The following is a 16195-nucleotide window of genomic DNA, read 5'->3' as shown; positions in this document are numbered from 1 at the left end:
TTCAGCCTGACAGTCGGATCGGCATGATCAGGTAGCGGTAGTCCGTTACGGCTCCGTCCTCCACAGGCTTGCCACCGGTGAGGATAGCGGGCTTCGTGGACGTGGTCATCTGCAGCCTGGCCACATCGGAGTCGATCGCCCCGAGCCCTTCCAGCAGGAACTGGTGGTTGAAGGCGATGTTCATCTCCTCGCCCTCGTAGTCCACAGGCAGTGCCTCGACGGCCTGCGCCTCGTCGCCGCTGCCGGCCTCCAGCACGACCTCGCCGCTCTTGAACGCCAGGCGGACCGGGGTGTTGCGCTCGGCGACCAGGGCCACGCGCTTGACCGCCTCGACGAACGGGCCTGTGGACAGGTCGGCACGGGCGGAGAACTCCGTCGGCAGCAGCGAGCGGTACTTCGGGAACTCGGGGTCGAGCAGGCGGGTCGTCGTGCGGCGCCCCGCGCTGGAGAAGCCGATCATGCCTTCGCCGGTGCCGCCGGCGGAGCTGAGCGCGATCTCCACCTCGGCGCCGGTCGCGCCGAGCGCCTTGGCGGTGTCGGCGAGCGTCTTGCCGGGGATCATCGCGATGGCGGCGAAGTCGGGCTGCCCCGGCTGCCACTTCAGCTCGCGCACGGCCAGCCGGTAGCGGTCGGTGGCGGCGAGGGTCACGGTGTCGCCCTCGATCTCCATGCGCACGCCCGTGAGCATCGGCAGCGTGTCGTCACGGCCCGCGGCGACGGCGACCTGGCTGACGGCGGAGGCGAACACGTCGCTGCCGACCCGCCCCGCGGCCGGCGGCATGGCGGGCAGGGTCGGGTAGTCCTCCACAGGCATGGTCAGCAGGGTGAAGCGGGCGCTGCCGCACGTGACGACCGCCTTGGCGCCTTCCACCACGAAGTCCACAGGCTGTGCGGGGAGCGCGCGCGTGATCTCGGCGAGCAGCTTGCCGGAGACCAGGACGACTCCCGGCTCACCCGTGTGCAGCTCCAGGGTGACCTCGGCGGAGACCTCGTAGTCGAAGCCCGAGAGCTTGAGCTGCTGCTCCTCGGTGACCTCCAGGCGCATGCCGGCGAGCACGGGCACGGACGGGCGCGCCGGGAGGCTGCGTGCCGTCCATGCCACCGCCTCAGCGAGGACGTCTCGCTCGATTCGGAACATCACGGTGATCAGCCTCCTGGGTTCGTCGTTGATTCAAGGATCTCAAGGATCCGCCCTCCCGCGCTCGCGCTCCGGGAGAACCCCTCTATGGGTCTTTGAGTTTCTAGTTAGAGATAGAGGAAGTCATCACACTAGGGGCTGTGGAAACTGTGGACAACCAGAGTTTTGGCTGGTCAGCGGCCAGATTTTCTTCCACTTGTCCTGTGCACGAAGCCTGGGGAGAACTTCGCCGCCTGGGGATGAACTTTCTTCGCCCACAGGCCGTCCCCAGATCATGGTCCCGTCATCCACGGGAAGTGCCGGGTTATCCACGAGGTTTCCACAGGTTATCCACCGGGTAGAAGGGGCCCTTTTGGAGCCCCAGATCCGTTGTTCACAGTCCGTCCACACGTTGTCCACTGGTAGTCCCCAAGTTGCCCACAGGATGTCCCCAGGGTTGTCCCCAGCCCTTGTGGACCGATTTTTCCCAGCATTGTCGGGCGAACGGCCGGTGAATTTTCGTGTTTCCGCTGGTCCACAGTGTTTTCCACAGGCTGTGCACAAACTCAAGATCCACGCTGTGTCTGCTTGATCCGCATTGTTAGCTCGTTGACCTGGTTGTACATCGACCTACGCTCCGCGATGAGCGAGCGGATCTTGCGCTCCGCGTGCATGACGGTGGTGTGGTCACGGCCGCCGAACTGCTGGCCGATCTTCGGCAGCGACAGCTCGGTCAGCTCGCGCGCGAGGTACATGGCGATCTGCCGGGCGTTGACGAGCGCCCGGCTGCGGGAGGTGCCGCACAGGTCGTCGATGCTGATGCCGAAGTACTGAGCGGTTTCGCTCATGATGGCCGCGATCGTGATCTCGGTGTCGGACTCCGAGGTGATCAGGTCCTTCAGCACCACCTCGGCGAGCTGCAGGTCCACGCCCTGCCGGTTGAGGCTGGCGAACGCGGTGACCCTGATCAGCGCGCCCTCGAGCTCACGGATGTTGGTGGAGATGCGGCTGGCGATGTACTCGAGCACCTCGGGCGGCGCGGCCAGGCCCTCCTGGATGGCCTTCTTCCTGAGGATGGCGATCCGGGTCTCCAGCTCGGGCGGCTGGACGTCGGTGATCAGGCCCCACTCGAACCGGTTGCGCAGCCGATCCTCCAGCGTGATGAGCTGCTTGGGCGCCCGGTCGCTGGAGATGACGATCTGCTTGTTGGCGTTGTGCAGGGTGTTGAAGGTGTGGAAGAACTCCTCCTGCGTCTGCTCCTTGCCCTCCAGGAACTGGATGTCGTCCACGAGCAGGATGTCGATCGCCCGGTAGCGGCCACGGAAGCCGTCGGCCTTGTGGTCGCGGATGCTGTTGATGAAGTCGTTGGTGAACTCCTCGGAGCTCACGTATCTGACCCGCGCGCCGTCGTACAGGCTCTGGGCGTAATGCCCGATCGCGTGCAGCAGGTGCGTCTTCCCCAGCCCGGAGTCTCCATAGATGAAGAGCGGGTTGTACGCCTTCGCAGGGGATTCGGCCACCGCCACGGCCGCCGCATGGGCGAACCGGTTGCTGGCGCCGATAACGAATGTCTCGAATGTGTACTTCTGATTAAGCCTGGCCGGTTCGCTGGGCTTGCTGCTCTTCGCCTCCCACCGGTTCGCCGCCGGCTCGGGCGACTTTTCCACAGGCGGTGTGTACGACTGGGCCTGTTCAAAAGAGAAGCCCTGCTGTGGATATTCGGTGGATATCTGGGACTGCTCCGGCTGTGGAGAGTAGAACTGCGGAGGCTCCGAAGCCTGGTTGTGCTGCGGTTGCACGGGCTGTGCATAACGCAGCTGACTCTCCACACCCTGGGGATAACTTTGAGTCACAGGCTGTTGATGAGACTCGCCGGCGGGCTGCTCGGGCGCCGCCGTGTCGATCATCACGGCCACCCGCATGGTCCGGCCGAGCTCCTGGGAGAGCGCGTGGGTCACCAGCGGGCGCAGCTTGTTGCTCTCGATGAGGTCCTTGAGGAAGTCGTTGGGGACACCGAGCACGATCGTGTCGTTGGCCAGGGCGATCGGGCGCACCATCGACAGCCAGGTGCGCTGCTGGATGGGCACGTTCTCGTTGAGGAAGTTGCCCAGGGCTCTCGCCCATACCGTGCCGAGGTCGACACCGTTCATGGTGCGGCTCCCCCTCCTTCCTCTCGCGGCCCCCCGCGATCGTTATCCACATGGCACAGTCGCCCGTACACTTCGGCGGCGCCTTCATCCACATGTGGAGACAGGGCCTCGCGCCCTCTTCCTCCACAGGCCGTCCACAAGCTGTCCACAGGGCTTGAGCGGCCCCGAGAGGCCCGACAGTAGCTTTGTGCACAGGTGTGTTCAAGCGTTGTCCACAGCCTAGTGGCACCCGAGTGCACAACTTGTGGACGTGGGACCGGCGGTGGAAAAGTGGCCTGTGGATTGGTGGACAACCGGTCCGGTTTGACCTGGACGGTGCTTGCCCCGTAACGTACGACGGTCGGCTTGTCACGCGACGGCTATTTCGCGTGCCCTCGTAATCTGGCAGGCCATCCATGTGTGTTAGGCGCCCTCGCGGCGCATCATCAAGCCTGGAGCCCACCCGTGAGCAAGCGTACTTTCCAGCCGAACAACCGTCGTCGCGCTAAGACCCACGGCTTCCGGCTGCGGATGCGCACCCGGGCCGGTCGCGCCATCCTCGCTTCCCGCCGCCGCAAGGGCCGCGAGAAGCTGTCGGCCTGATCGTCCTGCGCGATTTCAGCCCGCCGGCGATGTTCGCCGGCGGGCGTTAGACGTATACGGTGCTGTCCCGTCAATCCCGCATGCGACGCGGGGAGGAGTTCGAGGCGGCGGTCAGGCGCGGCAAACGCGCCGGTCGTCCTACTCTTGTGGTGCATTTCACCATTTCTGGGGAAGAGCCACCTCTCGTGGGTTTCGTGGTGAGCAAGGCCGTCGGGAGCGCCGTGACCCGGAACAAGGTCAAACGACGGCTCCGACACCTGATGCGAGACCGTCTCGAACGGCTGCCGCGAGGTAGCCTGCTTGTGGTACGCGCCAACCCACCGGCCGCGTCCGCGCGATTCGAGCACTTGGCCGCCGAGCTCGATCTCGCGCTGGATCGTTTGCTCAGGCGGCGAGAGTCCTCGACGGGTGGACACAGATGACGGAGCAGCCGCAAGGGGTGGTGCCGGGCCTCGCCGCCCGGGTGCTCATCGTTCCCATTCGGTTCTACCGGGCGTTCATCAGCCCGCTGCTCGGTCCACGCTGCCGGTTCTATCCGTCGTGCAGTGCCTATGGACTCGAAGCGATTGCCGTGCACGGGGCATTGCGCGGCACATGGCTGACTGTCCGGCGTATCGGGCGGTGCCACCCATTCCATCCCGGAGGTATAGACCCGGTGCCCCCACGCCCGGTCCGGTCTCACGAAACGCAAGGGAGATAGCTCGGTGGAGCTGTCCTGGCTGAGCTGGCTGTATCAAGCCGTAGCCCAAGTCATCATCTGGATCCATACTGCATACAGCACGGTCCTCAACCCGGACAGCGGGCTGACCTGGGCGTTGACGATCATCACGCTGACCGTCTTCATGCGGATCCTGATCTTCCCGCTCTTCCTCAAGCAGATGCGCTCGTCGCGGAAGATGCAGGAGCTCGCCCCCAAGGTTCAAGAGCTGCGCAAGCGTTACAAGAACGACAAGCAGCGCATGAACCAGGAGGTCATGGCGCTCTACCAGGGTGCGGGCGCCAACCCGCTCGGCGGCTGCCTTCCCGTCGTCGCCCAGTTCCCCATCTTCATCTCCATGTTCACGGTGCTGCAGAACATGGCGAACGGGCACCCCAAGTACGGCATGACGCAGGAACTGGTCGACAGCGCCAGGGCCGCGCACATCTTCGGCGCGCCGCTGCCCGCCAACTTCTGGATGTCGGAGAGCGACCTCCAGGCCTTCGGCGCGGGGAACGTCCAGACCAAGATCGTCCTTGGCATCTTCGTCGCGATCAGCTCGCTGACCACGTTCCTCACCGTCCGGCAGAGCGTCACCCGCTCCATGGCGCAGATGCCCGACAACCCCATGGCGCAGCAGCAGAAGATCCTGATGTACATCTCGCCGCTGTTCGCCTTCTTCAGCCTGAACTTCCCGCTCGGCCTCATCATGTACTGGGTGACCACCAACCTGTGGACCCTCGGTCAGCAGCACTGGTTCTACAGCCGGCACCCCATGCCGCAGTACGACGCCAAGGGCAACGTGATCCCGGTCCAGCCGAAGCCCGGTCTGTTCGCCAAACTGCGCAAGACCACTCCGGAAGAACAGGCCCCTCCGCCCGCTCCGGAGCCTAAGATCATTAGGCAGCAGCCGAGCAGGCAGTCACGCAGCAAGCGCACCGGCAGCAAGAAGTCTTGAACACGAAGGAGAGGCCGGCCATGACCGAGGCCGAGCAGGAGAAGGCTCCTGATCTCAGCGCGCTGGAGCAGGAAGGTGAGATCGCTGCCGACTACGTCGAGGGCCTTCTCGACATCGCCGACATCGACGGCGACATCGACATGGACGTCGAAGGCGACCGCGCCCTGGTCTCCGTCGTCGGCCTGAAGAGCACCGAGCTGGTGGGGCCCGGGGGAGAGGTCCTCGAGGCGCTGCAGGAGCTGACCCGGCTGGCCGTCCACCGGCAGACCGGCGAGCGCTCCCGGCTGATGCTCGACGTGGCCGGCTACCGCGAGCGGCGCCGGGCAGAGCTGACCAAGCTCGGCACCGAGATCGCCAACCAGGTCAAGGAACGCGGCGAGTCCAAGGCGCTGCAGCCGATGACCCCGTTCGAGCGCAAGATCGTCCACGACGCGGTGGCCGCCGCCGGGCTCCGGAGCGAGTCCGAGGGGGAGGAGCCGCAGCGGTACGTGGTGGTCCTGCCCGCCTGAGGCGCTTGCCCACCTCCGTCCGATCCAGCCGTCTGCCCGCTGTCACGCGTGGCAGGCGGCCGTTTCTTTTTGTTGGTGAGTACGGGCGGCGCGCTCGTACGCTCGCCGCCGGGGCATGGGGGTGCCGACGGCGCGCTCACAGGCCACCTTCACCCCGGCCCGCTAGTCTGCCTTTGTGATCTCACCCCGTAGCCTTGGGGGAGCGACAAGACCGACACCGTCCCAAACCGGGCGCCACGCCCGGAACGCCCAGCGGCGCCGGGCCGCGGCCCTGACCGCAGCCGCACCCACCGGCACGCCACCGATCTCCATACCGAACTTCATACCGATCGAACACCCACCACCCGAGCAAGGGCCGCCAGGTCCCAGAAAGGGCCACCGAACCAGTGAGCGACGATGAGCTTCCGGAGCCGCCGCAGATCGCGCGGGACGTCTTCACCGGGGAAGCTTGGGAGCGCGCCAACGCGTTCGCCGGGCTGCTGGCGGGCCCCGGCGTCGTCCGCGGGCTCCTCGGCCCGCGGGAGGTGTCCCGGATCTGGGATCGTCACCTGCTCAACTGCGCGGTGGTGGCCGAGGTCGTCCCGCCGGACGTGAGACTGGTGGACATCGGCTCCGGGGCCGGGCTGCCCGGCCTGGTCCTGGCCATCGTGCGGCCGGACATCACGGTTACGCTGTTGGAGCCGCTGCTGCGCCGTACCGTGTTCCTGGAGGAATGCGTCGCGGCGCTCAAGCTGGACAACGTCGAGGTGTTGCGCGGGCGGGCGGAGGAGCTGGCCGGCAAGCGCGAGTTCGACGTCGCCAGCGCCCGCGCGGTGGCGCCGCTCGACCGCCTCCTGAAGTGGGCGATGCCGCTGCTCCGCGAGGGCGGGGAGCTGATCGCCATGAAGGGGGAGCGGGCCGCCGACGAGCTCGCCGAGGCGGAGTCCCAATTGCGGGCCAGCGGAGCCCGAACGGCCGAGCTTGTGACCGTCGGGCACGGTAAGGTCGAGCCGCCTGCAACATTGGTTCGGGTGGTAGCGGGTCGCGCGCCGGAGCGAGCAAGGCCGCGACGAAGGAGGTGACGGTTGTGCCAGTCGCGTCAAGCGGTTTGGGCTGGCCCGGCAGCCGTCGGTCCGAGAGTCCCCACGGGGTTGGCTGGCCTGAAATGGGCGTGTCGCGACAGCAAACTCCCGGCACCGGCACACCACTGGTTGAAAGGATGGCCAACGTGACCCAGACCCCCCTGAACCCCGGTGATTCGCCCCTGGTACGAGAGGCCCTCAGCTCAGTGGTTTCACGTGAAACATCTGCGACCCAGACGGCTGCCCAGCCCGGCGACCCCTCGGGCGAGAGCAACGGCGACTGGCCGCGTCCGTCCAAGACCAGAGTGATCGCGGTTGCCAACCAGAAGGGCGGCGTCGGCAAGACGACCACCTCGGTCAACATCGCCGCCGCGCTGTCCATGCACGGCCAGCGCGTCCTCGTGGTGGACCTCGACCCGCAGGGCAACGCCTCCACCGCCCTGGCCACGGAGCACCGCGGCGACGTACCGGACGTGTACCAGGTGCTCGTGGACGACCTGCCGATGGCCGACATCGTCAAGCAGGTGCCCGACATGCCGAACCTCTACTGCGCGCCGGCCACCATCGACCTGGCCGGCGCCGAGATCGAGCTGGTCTCCCTCGTCGCCCGCGAAGCCCGCCTCCGCCGCGCCCTGGCGGCCTACGACGCGATCGAGCTCGACTACATCGTGATCGACTGCCCGCCGTCCCTCGGCCTGCTGACGGTGAACGCGCTGGTGGCGGCGGACGAGGTCATGATCCCGATCCAGTGCGAGTACTACGCCCTGGAAGGTCTCGGCCAGCTCCTCAGAAACGTCGACCTCATCAAGGCCCACCTGAACCCGACGCTGCGCCTGTCCACCATCGTCCTGACGATGTACGACGGCCGCACGCGCCTCGCCTCCCAGGTGGCCGACGAGGTCCGCGCCCACTTCGGCGAAACCGTCCTCAACACGGTGATCCCCCGCAGCGTCCGCCTGTCGGAGGCACCCAGCTACGGGCAGTCGGTGATGACGTACGACCCGGGATCGAGCGGCGCGATGGCCTACATGGACGCCGCCCGCGAAATCGCCCACCGCGCCACCGTCGCCTGACCATCGGGACGCCGCGGGCACGCCAGGCTTCCCCCTGCGCCCGGCTCCGGACACGTCGCAGGCTGAACGCCCGCGGGCCGCGACGGCGCGCCCTCGTGCGTCGGGATTGCCGTGTGGGTGGCCCTGCCGTGGCACGAACCCGCTCCGTCCTGCCCACCGAACGCATCGGACCACACCGCCAAGCCCTTCCGGCACGCTTCCCCTGCGGCTCCAGGACGCCGGACTCTGAGCGTGGCGCGGGGGAGGCGGCCTGCAAGGGGACGGCGCGTAAGGCGGCAGCGCTGCAGACAGCGCTTCAGACGGCGGCGCTTGGGACGGTGGCGCTTGGGACGGCGGCGCTTGGGACGGCGGCGCGCAGCGATTGCGCCTCAGGAGGCTGCACGCGCAAGGCGACTGCGCCAAGGGCCGAAGAGTGCCGCGCTGCTGCGCGCGGCGTGGGTTGCTCGCCGAGCGATTGTGTGCCGGGCCCTGACGTGCCGTGCGGTGAAGTGCCGGGGATTGAGCGGCAGGCTCTGCGCGTCGCTCACGCCCACGCTCACGCCCACGCTCACGCCCACGCAGCAGCCAACGCCCGCTGTCCGCCCCATTGCCTGCGCCCGCTTGCGGTTCGTGCCCGTCTGTGGTCCGTGCTGGCCTGGCCTCTGTGACGGCCCTGTCCGATGCTTGCTGCCCGCTCCTCGCCGCTATCCGCGTCCGCCACACGGTCTGTGCCTGTCCTGTGCGCGCGCGCCTGCCCTCCGCTCGCACTCCGCGCCCCGCCTGCTCCTGCGCTCATCTCCTGTGCGTGCCCGCTGCGCCCGCAGTCCGTGCTTGTCGCGCTTGCACCCGCCTACGGTCTGCATCGCTCTCCCGCGCTGTCCCGCTCCTGCACCGTCCACCCGCGCCCTCCCCGGACCGTCCACGTTGCCTGGTGTGCCGGGTGTCGGGAGGTGGCGCGGGGCATCTTGGGGCTCAGTCACGAGTTGGGCAGGTTTGTGACCGTGTCGGTGTAAATCCAACGCGGTGGTGTGTGGCGAGCGGGCACCCGGCGGGGCGGGCGACGGTAACCTCTCCTGGAGTGACCGGAATCGACCGGGTGGATGAGGAGACGCAGTGAGTCAGCAGCGGCGGGGATTGGGCAAGGGGCTCGGGGCGCTCATCCCGACCGGTCCCATCGTTGACGGTACGGGGTCGGCGCCGGCCCCGTCGAACGGGTCAACGGGGGAGACGGGGCCCAAGCCGATCGCCGGGGCGTACTTCAAGGAAGTCGCTCTGTCCGCGATCGTCCCCAACCCGCGTCAGCCACGTGACATCTTCGACGAGGAGCGTCTCGAAGAGCTTGCGGCCTCCATCCGGGAGGTCGGCCTTCTGCAGCCGATCGTGGTCAGATCGGTCGGGGGTGGTCAGTACGAGCTGATCATGGGGGAGCGGCGTTGGCGAGCTTGCCAGCAGGTCGGCCTCGACCCGGTGCCGGCGATCGTGCGCAACACCCAGGACACCGACCTCCTGCGTGACGCCCTCATCGAGAACCTGCAACGTGAGCAGCTGAACGCGTTGGAAGAGGCGGCGGCGTACCAGCAGCTTCTCGACGACTTCCAGGCGACTCACGACCAGCTCGCGAAGAAGGTCGGCCGCTCCCGCTCCCACATCACCAATACCCTGCGTCTCCTCAACCTCCCGCCCGAAGTGCAGCGCACGGTGGCGGCTGGAGTCATCAGCGCCGGTCACGCCCGCGCTCTCCTCGGCCTCGAAAGCGCCGAGGAGCAGATGCAGCTCGCCAAGCGCATCGTGGCGGAGCTCCTCTCGGTCCGCGCAGTGGAGGAGATCGTGGCGATGGGGAGCGCGAAGGCCGCGAAGAAGGCGCCGCGGGAGCGCCAGCCGGCCAAGCCGACCGCGCCCGGCCTCACCCACCTCGCCGACCGCCTGTCGGATCACTTCGAGACCAAGGTGAAGGTGGATCTGGGACGTCGGAAGGGGCGCATCGTCGTGGAGTTCGCCACGATCGATGACCTTGAGCGGATCATCGGCACCATGGCGCCTGAGGCCGTGCGCGCAATGCGAGAGTCTGAGGACTGACGCGGCCAGTAGGTAGGGGAGAGGCGGACCGGAGAAGCCAAGGTCTGCGGTGCTCGAGCGCGGGATCGGCCCTGGGTCTTAGGTGATCGAGGCTGGAGGGCCGTGGGTTTGAGACGCGCTCGGCCGGAGGGTTGAGAGCGAAGGTCCGTGGGGCTGGAAGCCCTAGCGCGGGGAGTTCCTCCGGGCTGAGGGGCGCGGCCCTTCAGGCGCAGGGGGAGAGCGGGGGCCGGATGGCCGCTGGCTCGCTTTGTTTCACGTGAAACACGTCGGTCCCCACTCTCGTGGCGACTTCGGCCTCTGTTTCACGTGAAACACGTGCAGGGGTGACTGACGGCTGCGGGTTCCGTGCGGGGCAGGGGATGGACAAGGCGGCGTTGACGTGGCATCGAACCGCGCTGTGATCCCGAGCCTGGTGATCTCGCGTCCTCCAGTCGGACAGCCCAGCCACGTGGCGAGGGCGATGTTTCACGTGAAACGCACCGTGTGCCAGACGCTCGAAGGTGACGAGGGTGGTCGGAGGCGCGCTACGAGCGGAAGGCGAGGAGCACCCCTTTCCGGTGGCAGTTGGCGACCTGTGCATGCCGAGGGTGCGTGGCGAGAGGGCCAGAGGCGCGCACGAGGTTGATGACCCCGTGCGGAGTTGCGTAGCGGAATCGATGGAGGAGCGCCGACTGGGGGCGTTCGGGCGGTGGTTGTCGAGCGGTGTAAGGGGCGCGCTGTCCGCCCCCAGGATGAGTTGTCCGCGCCCCGGGAGAGAGTAGTCCGCGCTGCCCGAGGGGCTGGCGACACCGCCCGAGGGGCTGTCCGCGCTGTATCAGGGTGGCGTACTCCGGGAGACGTGAAGGAGGCGCTGTCTGTGTGGCGGCGAGGACCGCCGCTCCGGAGCGCGTGGGCGACACTGTTTGCGCCGGGGCGAGGGGACGCTGTCTGCGCCGGGCGAGGGTGGCGTCTCCGGGCGACGTGACTGGGCGCTGTCTGCGCGGTGTGAGGACGGTGTCTTCGCGGGCGGTCCGAGGGGCGGTGTCTCTGGAGCGAAAGGCGACCCGTCCGCGCGAAGCGAGGGTGGGGTGCGAGGACGGTGGCCTCAGAGGGAGAGGCGACAGCGACGCGTATCTCGCTCCCGGGATCTGGGGACGCTCGGCGCTCCTGGCGCTGGGGCCAGGGAGCGCGGGCGTGTTTCACGTGAAACAGGGGCGGGTGGCGGGAGTGAGCTACATGGCGGCGGCTTTGTGGATGTCTTCGAGGAAGTCGTCCACCTGTTCTGGGGTGGTGTCGAAGGCGGTCATCCAGCGGACGGTGCCGGCGGGCTCGTCCCAGTAGTGGAACAGGTAGCGCCGGCGGAGGGTTTCGGCGGCTGCGTGCGGGAGGGTGGCGAAGACGGCGTTGGACTGGACCGGGTACGCCAGGGAGATGCCGGGGATGTCTGCCAGCCCGTTCGCCAGACGGGTGGCCATCGCGTTGGCGTGGGCAGCGTTGTGGCGCCACAGGTCGTCCGTCAGCAGGGCCGTGAGTTGGGCCGAGATGAAACGCATCTTCGAGGCGAGCTGAAGGGACTGGCGACGGAGGAACGGGACGGCGTTCGCCAGCGACGGATCGAGGACGATGACCGCCTCGGCGGCCAGTGCGCCGTTCTTCGTGCCGCCGAAGCTGAACACGTCCACGCCGGCGTCCGTCGTGATGGCCCTCAGGTCGCATTCGAGGTACGCGGCCGCGTTGGCGAGCCGGGCGCCGTCCACGTGGAGGCGCAGGCCCGACTCGTGAGCCGTCTCGGTCAGGGCGGCGATCTCGGCGGGGGAGTAGGTGGTGCCCAGCTCCGTCGTCTGGGAGATCGAGACGACGGCGGGCTGGGGCTCGTGTGGGTTGCCGATTCCATGCAGGCGTGACTTGATGTCGGACGGGCGGAGCTTGCCGTCTCCGGTGGGGACCGTCATGAGCTTCACGCCGAGCAGACGCTCCGATGCTCCTGCTTCGTGGGTGGCGATGTGGGCGCTGTCGGCACAGATGATGGCGTCGTAGCGGCCCAGCATGAGCGCCAGGCCGACCATGTTGGCGCCCGCCCCGTTGAGCACCGCGAAGCCCTCGGCGGCCGGGCCGAAAGTCTCCTTGATCTTCTCCTCGAACGCCGACGTCCAGGAGTCGTCGCCGTAGGCGGGCGCGTCGCCGTGGTTGGCGGCCGCCATGGCTTCCAGGATGGTCGGGTGCACGCCGGCGTGGTTGTCGCTGGCGAAGCTCTTGGGGTACATCGATTCGATCAGCACACCGTAAGGCTACTTATCGAGGGCATGAGGCTTGGCTCGTGGTGGTGTGGTGAGAGGGGACGTCGTGGCGACCGCGCGACTTGGGGTGGGGTGCCTGCATGCTTCCAGGGGTGGCAGGAGCAGGAGGGCGGGCGGGAGTGTGTGTCCGGCGCTGTGGCATCGGTGTGGCCACGGTAGGTCGGTTCGCGGGCTGGGGGGCTGAGCGGCGCGCGGGTGTCTGGGCGTGCGGCGGGCTCGGCGCGGGTGTGCGGCGGACTGGGCGCGTGTGTGGCGGGCTTGGCGCGGGTGAGCAGCGGGCTGGGCGCGGTGCGGGCAAGGGAGGGCGAGAGTGGAGAGGGCGCCCGATCGAGGTGCGTGGCGGCGAGTGCACGCGATGAGATGGACGGGATTGAGAGGTAGGAGGACCGGGGTGGGGTGTGCGAGGTGTGGTGCGTGGCGATGAGTGCACGCCATGGGATGTGCGCGGTGTGGTACGTGGCGGTGTGGTGCTAACGGTGGATGGCGTGGTGGCGGATTGCGTGGGGTGCGGTGCGCATGGCAGCAGCGCGCGGTGGACGCCTTTTGATGCCGGCGTTCTTGGCGAGCGCGCGGTAGGTGTGTGAGGTGCTGAGCTTGCCCGGGGGAGGGCTGGCAGGCTGAGGAGGCGAAGCACTGCGGTGCGACGTGCCGTGGGGGTGCGACGTGCCGTGGGGCGTGGCGCGCTGCGGGGAACAAGGTGCTGCGGGGAACAAGGTGCTGCGGGGTGGGGCGTTCTGCGGGGGAAGCGCTCTGCGGGTGTGTCGCGCTTGGAGGGTGAGGTGCTGCGGGAGCGAGGCGTTCCGTTGACGGGACAAGTCGGCCTGCGGGCCTGAGGCGCCGTGGGGGTGATGCGCTGCGGTGACAAAGCGCGCGGGTGAGGCCCGATGCGGGGGGAGGCTCCGATACGGGGGAGACGGGGGAGGCGATGCGGACGTGACGTGTTGAGGGCCGCCGAGCGCCGGGGCGCTGCCGGTGTGCGCGTTGTTCCGCGCCGACGTGTGCGGAGCATCCCCGAGGGGCGGAGGGCTGCGGGGTGGTGGTGTGGGGGAGAGGGCGCAGTTGTGGTCTGCGCCCCGACCGGGTGCGTCAGGAGGAGGAGGAGCGGGAGGCGGCGTTCTGGAGGAGGGTGCGGCAGAGTTCGCCGAGGTCCTGGCCGGCGGCTTCCGCGGCCATCGGGAGCAAAGACGTCTCCGTCATGCCGGGGGCCACGTTGACCTCCAGGAAGTGGGGGACGCCGTCGGCGTCGACGATCAGGTCCGTGCGGGAGATGTCGCGCAGGCCCAGGGCCGTGTGGGCGGTTACGGCGGTTTCGGCGCAGGCGGCGGCTGCAGCGGCTGAGAGGCGGGCGGGGGCGAAGAACTCGGTGTGGCCGGCGGTGTAGCGGGCCGCGTAGTCGTAGACGCCTTCGTCGGGGACGATCTCCACGGCGGGCAGGGCGACGGGGCCGGCGCCGAGGTCGACGACGGAGACGGCCACCTCGACGCCTTCGACGTACCGCTCGATGAGCGCCGTGTCGCCGTACGCGAAGCAGCCGACCATCGCGGCGGGCAGCTCTTCGGCGGTGGGGACGAACGAGGCGCCGAGGGCGGAGCCGCCGCGGGCGGGCTTGACGAAGAGGGGCAGGCCGAGGTGCTCCACGATGCGGCCGAGCACGACGGTGGCGCCGAGGTCGTGGAAGGTCTCCTTGGGGAGCGTGACCGAGGCGGGGGTGCGCAGGCCGACGGAGCGGACGACGGCCTTGGCGGTGGGCTTGTCGAAGGCGACCCGGCAGGCGTCGGGGTCGGCGCCGACGTACGGGACGTTGAGCAGCTCCAGGACGGAACGGATCGCGCCGTCCTCGCCCGCGCCGCCGTGGAGGGTCACGAAGACGGCGTCCGGCGGGTCGGCGAGGACGGAGGGGACGAGGGAGGCGTCGGTGTCGAGGGTCTCGACGTCGATGCCCGTCGCGCGCAACACCTCGCTGACTCTGCGACCCGAGCGCAGAGACACCTCCCGCTCGTAGGAGAGGCCTCCGGCCAGCACGAGCACGTGGCCCAGATCGCTCATCTCATCCCTCCGCTGAAGCCGTGAAGCCGTTGATGCTGCTGATGCCGTTACCGACGCTGCCGCCGTTACCGACGCTGCCGCTGCCGACGTCGCTGATGGCACGGCTGTCCAACCGTATCGGCGGCTGGGGCTAATGGTGTACGGGAGGTGCTTTCTCCGGCGATCCCCTCCCACATCCCGCCATACACAGCGGCAGCATCCCGCCATACACAGCGGCAGGCCGGCGTTCGCAGCGGGTGCGGCGCCGGCCTGCCGGTGGTGTGGTGTGCGGTGGTCAGGCCAGGTCGGGGCCGGGTGTGTCGACGCCCTGGTGGTCGCGGGCGGAGGCGGTGCCGAAGGTGTCTCTGAGCTGGATCTCCTGCTCGATCACCCCGGCGAGCCGCCGCACGCCCTCGCGGATGCGGTCGGGCTCCGGATAGCAGTACGAGAGCCGCATGTGCCGCGCCCCGCTACCGTCGGAGAAGAACCCGGTGCCGGGCACGAACGCGACCCGCTCGGCCACGGCCCGCGGCAGGATCGCCTTGGAGTCGAGCCCTTCGGGCAGGGTGGCCCAGACGAAGAAGCCGCCCCCAGGCCGGGTCCAGGTGACCTCGGGCGGCATCAGCGATTCGAGCGCGTCGAGCAGCGCGTCGCGGCGCTCGCGGTAGAGCTCCCTGAACGATTTGATCTGTTCGTGCCACGGCTGCGTGGCGAGGTACTGGCCCACGGCGAGCTGCGTGAAGGAGGAGTGGGACAGGACGGCCGACTCCATGGCGAGGACGAGCTTGTCGCGGATGGCGTGCGGCGCGAGCGCCCAGCCGACGCGGAAGCCGGGGGCGAGCGTCTTGGAGAACGAGCCGAGGTAGACGACGCCGTCGGGGTTGTCGGCGCGCAGGGCGCGCATGGGCTCGCCGTCGAAGCCGAGCAGCCCGTACGGGTTGTCCTCGATGATGAGGATCCCGGCCCGCTGGCAGATGTCGAGCACCTGCTGGCGGCGGGCGATGTTGAGCGTGACGCCGCCGGGGTTGTGGAAGGTCGGGATGGTGTAGAGGAACTTGATGGGCGCCCCTGCGGTTTCCAGGGCGTAGATGGTCTGGGCGAGCGATTCGGGCACGATGCCCTGATCGTCCATCGCGATGTGGACAACTTTGGCCTGATACGCGGCGAACGTTCCGAGCGCTCCCACATATGAGGGCCCTTCGGCCAGCACGACGTCACCGGGATCGATGAAGATCCGGGTGATCAGGTCGAGGGCCTGCTGCGAACCGACGGTGACGACCACGTCGTTCGCCCCGGCATGAATCCCCTCCAGCCGCATGACCTCGCAGATCTGCTCGCGCAGATGCGGGTCGCCCTGGCCGGAGCCGTACTGCAGCGCGACGGGGCCGCGCCGCGTGACGAGGTCGGAGACCAACTCGCCGACCATGTCGAGGGGAAGAGCCGTGACGTACGGCATGCCGCCCGCGAGCGAGACCACCTCGGGCCTCGACGCGACGGCGAAAAGAGCTCGGATCTCGGAGGCGACCATCCCGGTAGCTCGCGCGGCGTACCGATCGACGTAGGCGTCGATGCGCGACCCTTGGGTCGCGGGTGTCTGACCGTGATCCTGCTCTTCTGTCACGGCCCACCTCCTAGGTGTCATATCGGGCTGAAATACCAGATTACGCCAGACGGACATGTCGCCCGTCGCCG

At 68.4% G+C, this 16195-nt stretch carries 13 protein-coding genes; 8 read left to right on the top strand and 5 right to left on the bottom strand.

The annotated features are described in order from the left end of the window. Position 1: 1 nt before the first annotated feature. Both dnaN and dnaA read right to left on the bottom strand, forming a co-directional pair. Positions 2 to 1141: a DNA polymerase III subunit beta gene (dnaN, locus tag HCN51_RS19365; RefSeq protein ID WP_080044161.1), complete on the bottom strand. Its 1140-nt coding sequence runs from the start codon at positions 1139 to 1141 to the stop codon at positions 2 to 4. 542 nt (positions 1142 to 1683) lie between these two features. Then, a complete protein-coding gene (dnaA, locus tag HCN51_RS19360) occupies positions 1684 to 3267 on the bottom strand; it encodes a chromosomal replication initiator protein DnaA (RefSeq protein ID WP_168010922.1) in 1584 nt (527 codons plus the stop codon). Positions 3268 to 3711: 444 nt separating this feature from the next. On the opposite strand from dnaA, the gene rpmH reads away from it, so the two are divergent. The 8 genes from rpmH (at position 3712) to HCN51_RS19320 (ending at position 10202) form a co-directional block, all read left to right on the top strand. Further along, entirely contained in the window at positions 3712 to 3849 is a 138-nt protein-coding gene (gene rpmH, locus HCN51_RS19355) for a 50S ribosomal protein L34 (RefSeq protein ID WP_020547366.1), read from the top strand. 59 nt (positions 3850 to 3908) lie between these two features. Beyond that, entirely contained in the window at positions 3909 to 4271 is a 363-nt protein-coding gene (gene rnpA / locus HCN51_RS19350; protein ID WP_080044163.1) for a ribonuclease P protein component, read from the top strand. After that, positions 4268 to 4549, top strand: coding sequence for a membrane protein insertion efficiency factor YidD (gene yidD / locus HCN51_RS19345; protein WP_080044164.1), 282 nt, complete (start codon positions 4268 to 4270; stop codon positions 4547 to 4549). The genes rnpA and yidD overlap by 4 nt, the downstream gene beginning before the upstream one ends. A gap of 4 nt (positions 4550 to 4553) precedes the next feature. Continuing rightward, positions 4554 to 5504, top strand: coding sequence for a membrane protein insertase YidC (yidC, locus tag HCN51_RS19340; RefSeq protein WP_080044165.1), 951 nt, complete (start codon positions 4554 to 4556; stop codon positions 5502 to 5504). 20 nt (positions 5505 to 5524) lie between these two features. Beyond that, positions 5525 to 6013, top strand: a complete 489-nt coding sequence (locus tag HCN51_RS19335) for a Jag family protein (protein WP_080044166.1) — start codon at positions 5525 to 5527, stop codon at positions 6011 to 6013. 386 nt (positions 6014 to 6399) lie between these two features. Continuing rightward, entirely contained in the window at positions 6400 to 7074 is a 675-nt protein-coding gene (gene rsmG, locus HCN51_RS19330; RefSeq protein ID WP_230465700.1) for a 16S rRNA (guanine(527)-N(7))-methyltransferase RsmG, read from the top strand. Positions 7075 to 7211: 137 nt separating this feature from the next. After that, positions 7212 to 8147, top strand: a complete 936-nt coding sequence (locus tag HCN51_RS19325; RefSeq protein WP_196223949.1) for a ParA family protein — start codon at positions 7212 to 7214, stop codon at positions 8145 to 8147. A 1092-nt stretch (positions 8148 to 9239) separates the two neighbouring features. Beyond that, positions 9240 to 10202, top strand: coding sequence for a ParB/RepB/Spo0J family partition protein (locus tag HCN51_RS19320; protein ID WP_080044168.1), 963 nt, complete (start codon positions 9240 to 9242; stop codon positions 10200 to 10202). A gap of 1211 nt (positions 10203 to 11413) precedes the next feature. Here HCN51_RS19320 and HCN51_RS19315 read toward each other — a convergent pair. From HCN51_RS19315 to HCN51_RS19305, 3 genes are all read right to left on the bottom strand, one after another. Further along, the gene (locus HCN51_RS19315) at positions 11414 to 12460 is read right to left on the bottom strand and encodes a threonine aldolase family protein (protein WP_346433707.1); all 1047 of its coding nucleotides are present in this window, start codon (positions 12458 to 12460) and stop codon (positions 11414 to 11416) included. A 1104-nt stretch (positions 12461 to 13564) separates the two neighbouring features. After that, a complete protein-coding gene (locus HCN51_RS19310) occupies positions 13565 to 14524 on the bottom strand; it encodes a D-alanine--D-alanine ligase family protein (protein ID WP_168010921.1) in 960 nt (319 codons plus the stop codon). 274 nt (positions 14525 to 14798) lie between these two features. Next, positions 14799 to 16145, bottom strand: a complete 1347-nt coding sequence (locus HCN51_RS19305) for an aminotransferase-like domain-containing protein (protein WP_080044170.1) — start codon at positions 16143 to 16145, stop codon at positions 14799 to 14801. Between the last annotated feature and the right edge of the window lie 50 nt (positions 16146 to 16195).

Source organism: Nonomuraea composti, from assembly GCF_012034275.1.
In the GTDB taxonomy this organism is placed as follows: domain Bacteria; phylum Actinomycetota; class Actinomycetes; order Streptosporangiales; family Streptosporangiaceae; genus Nonomuraea; species Nonomuraea composti.
This window is presented reverse-complemented; position numbering and strand designations above follow the sequence as displayed.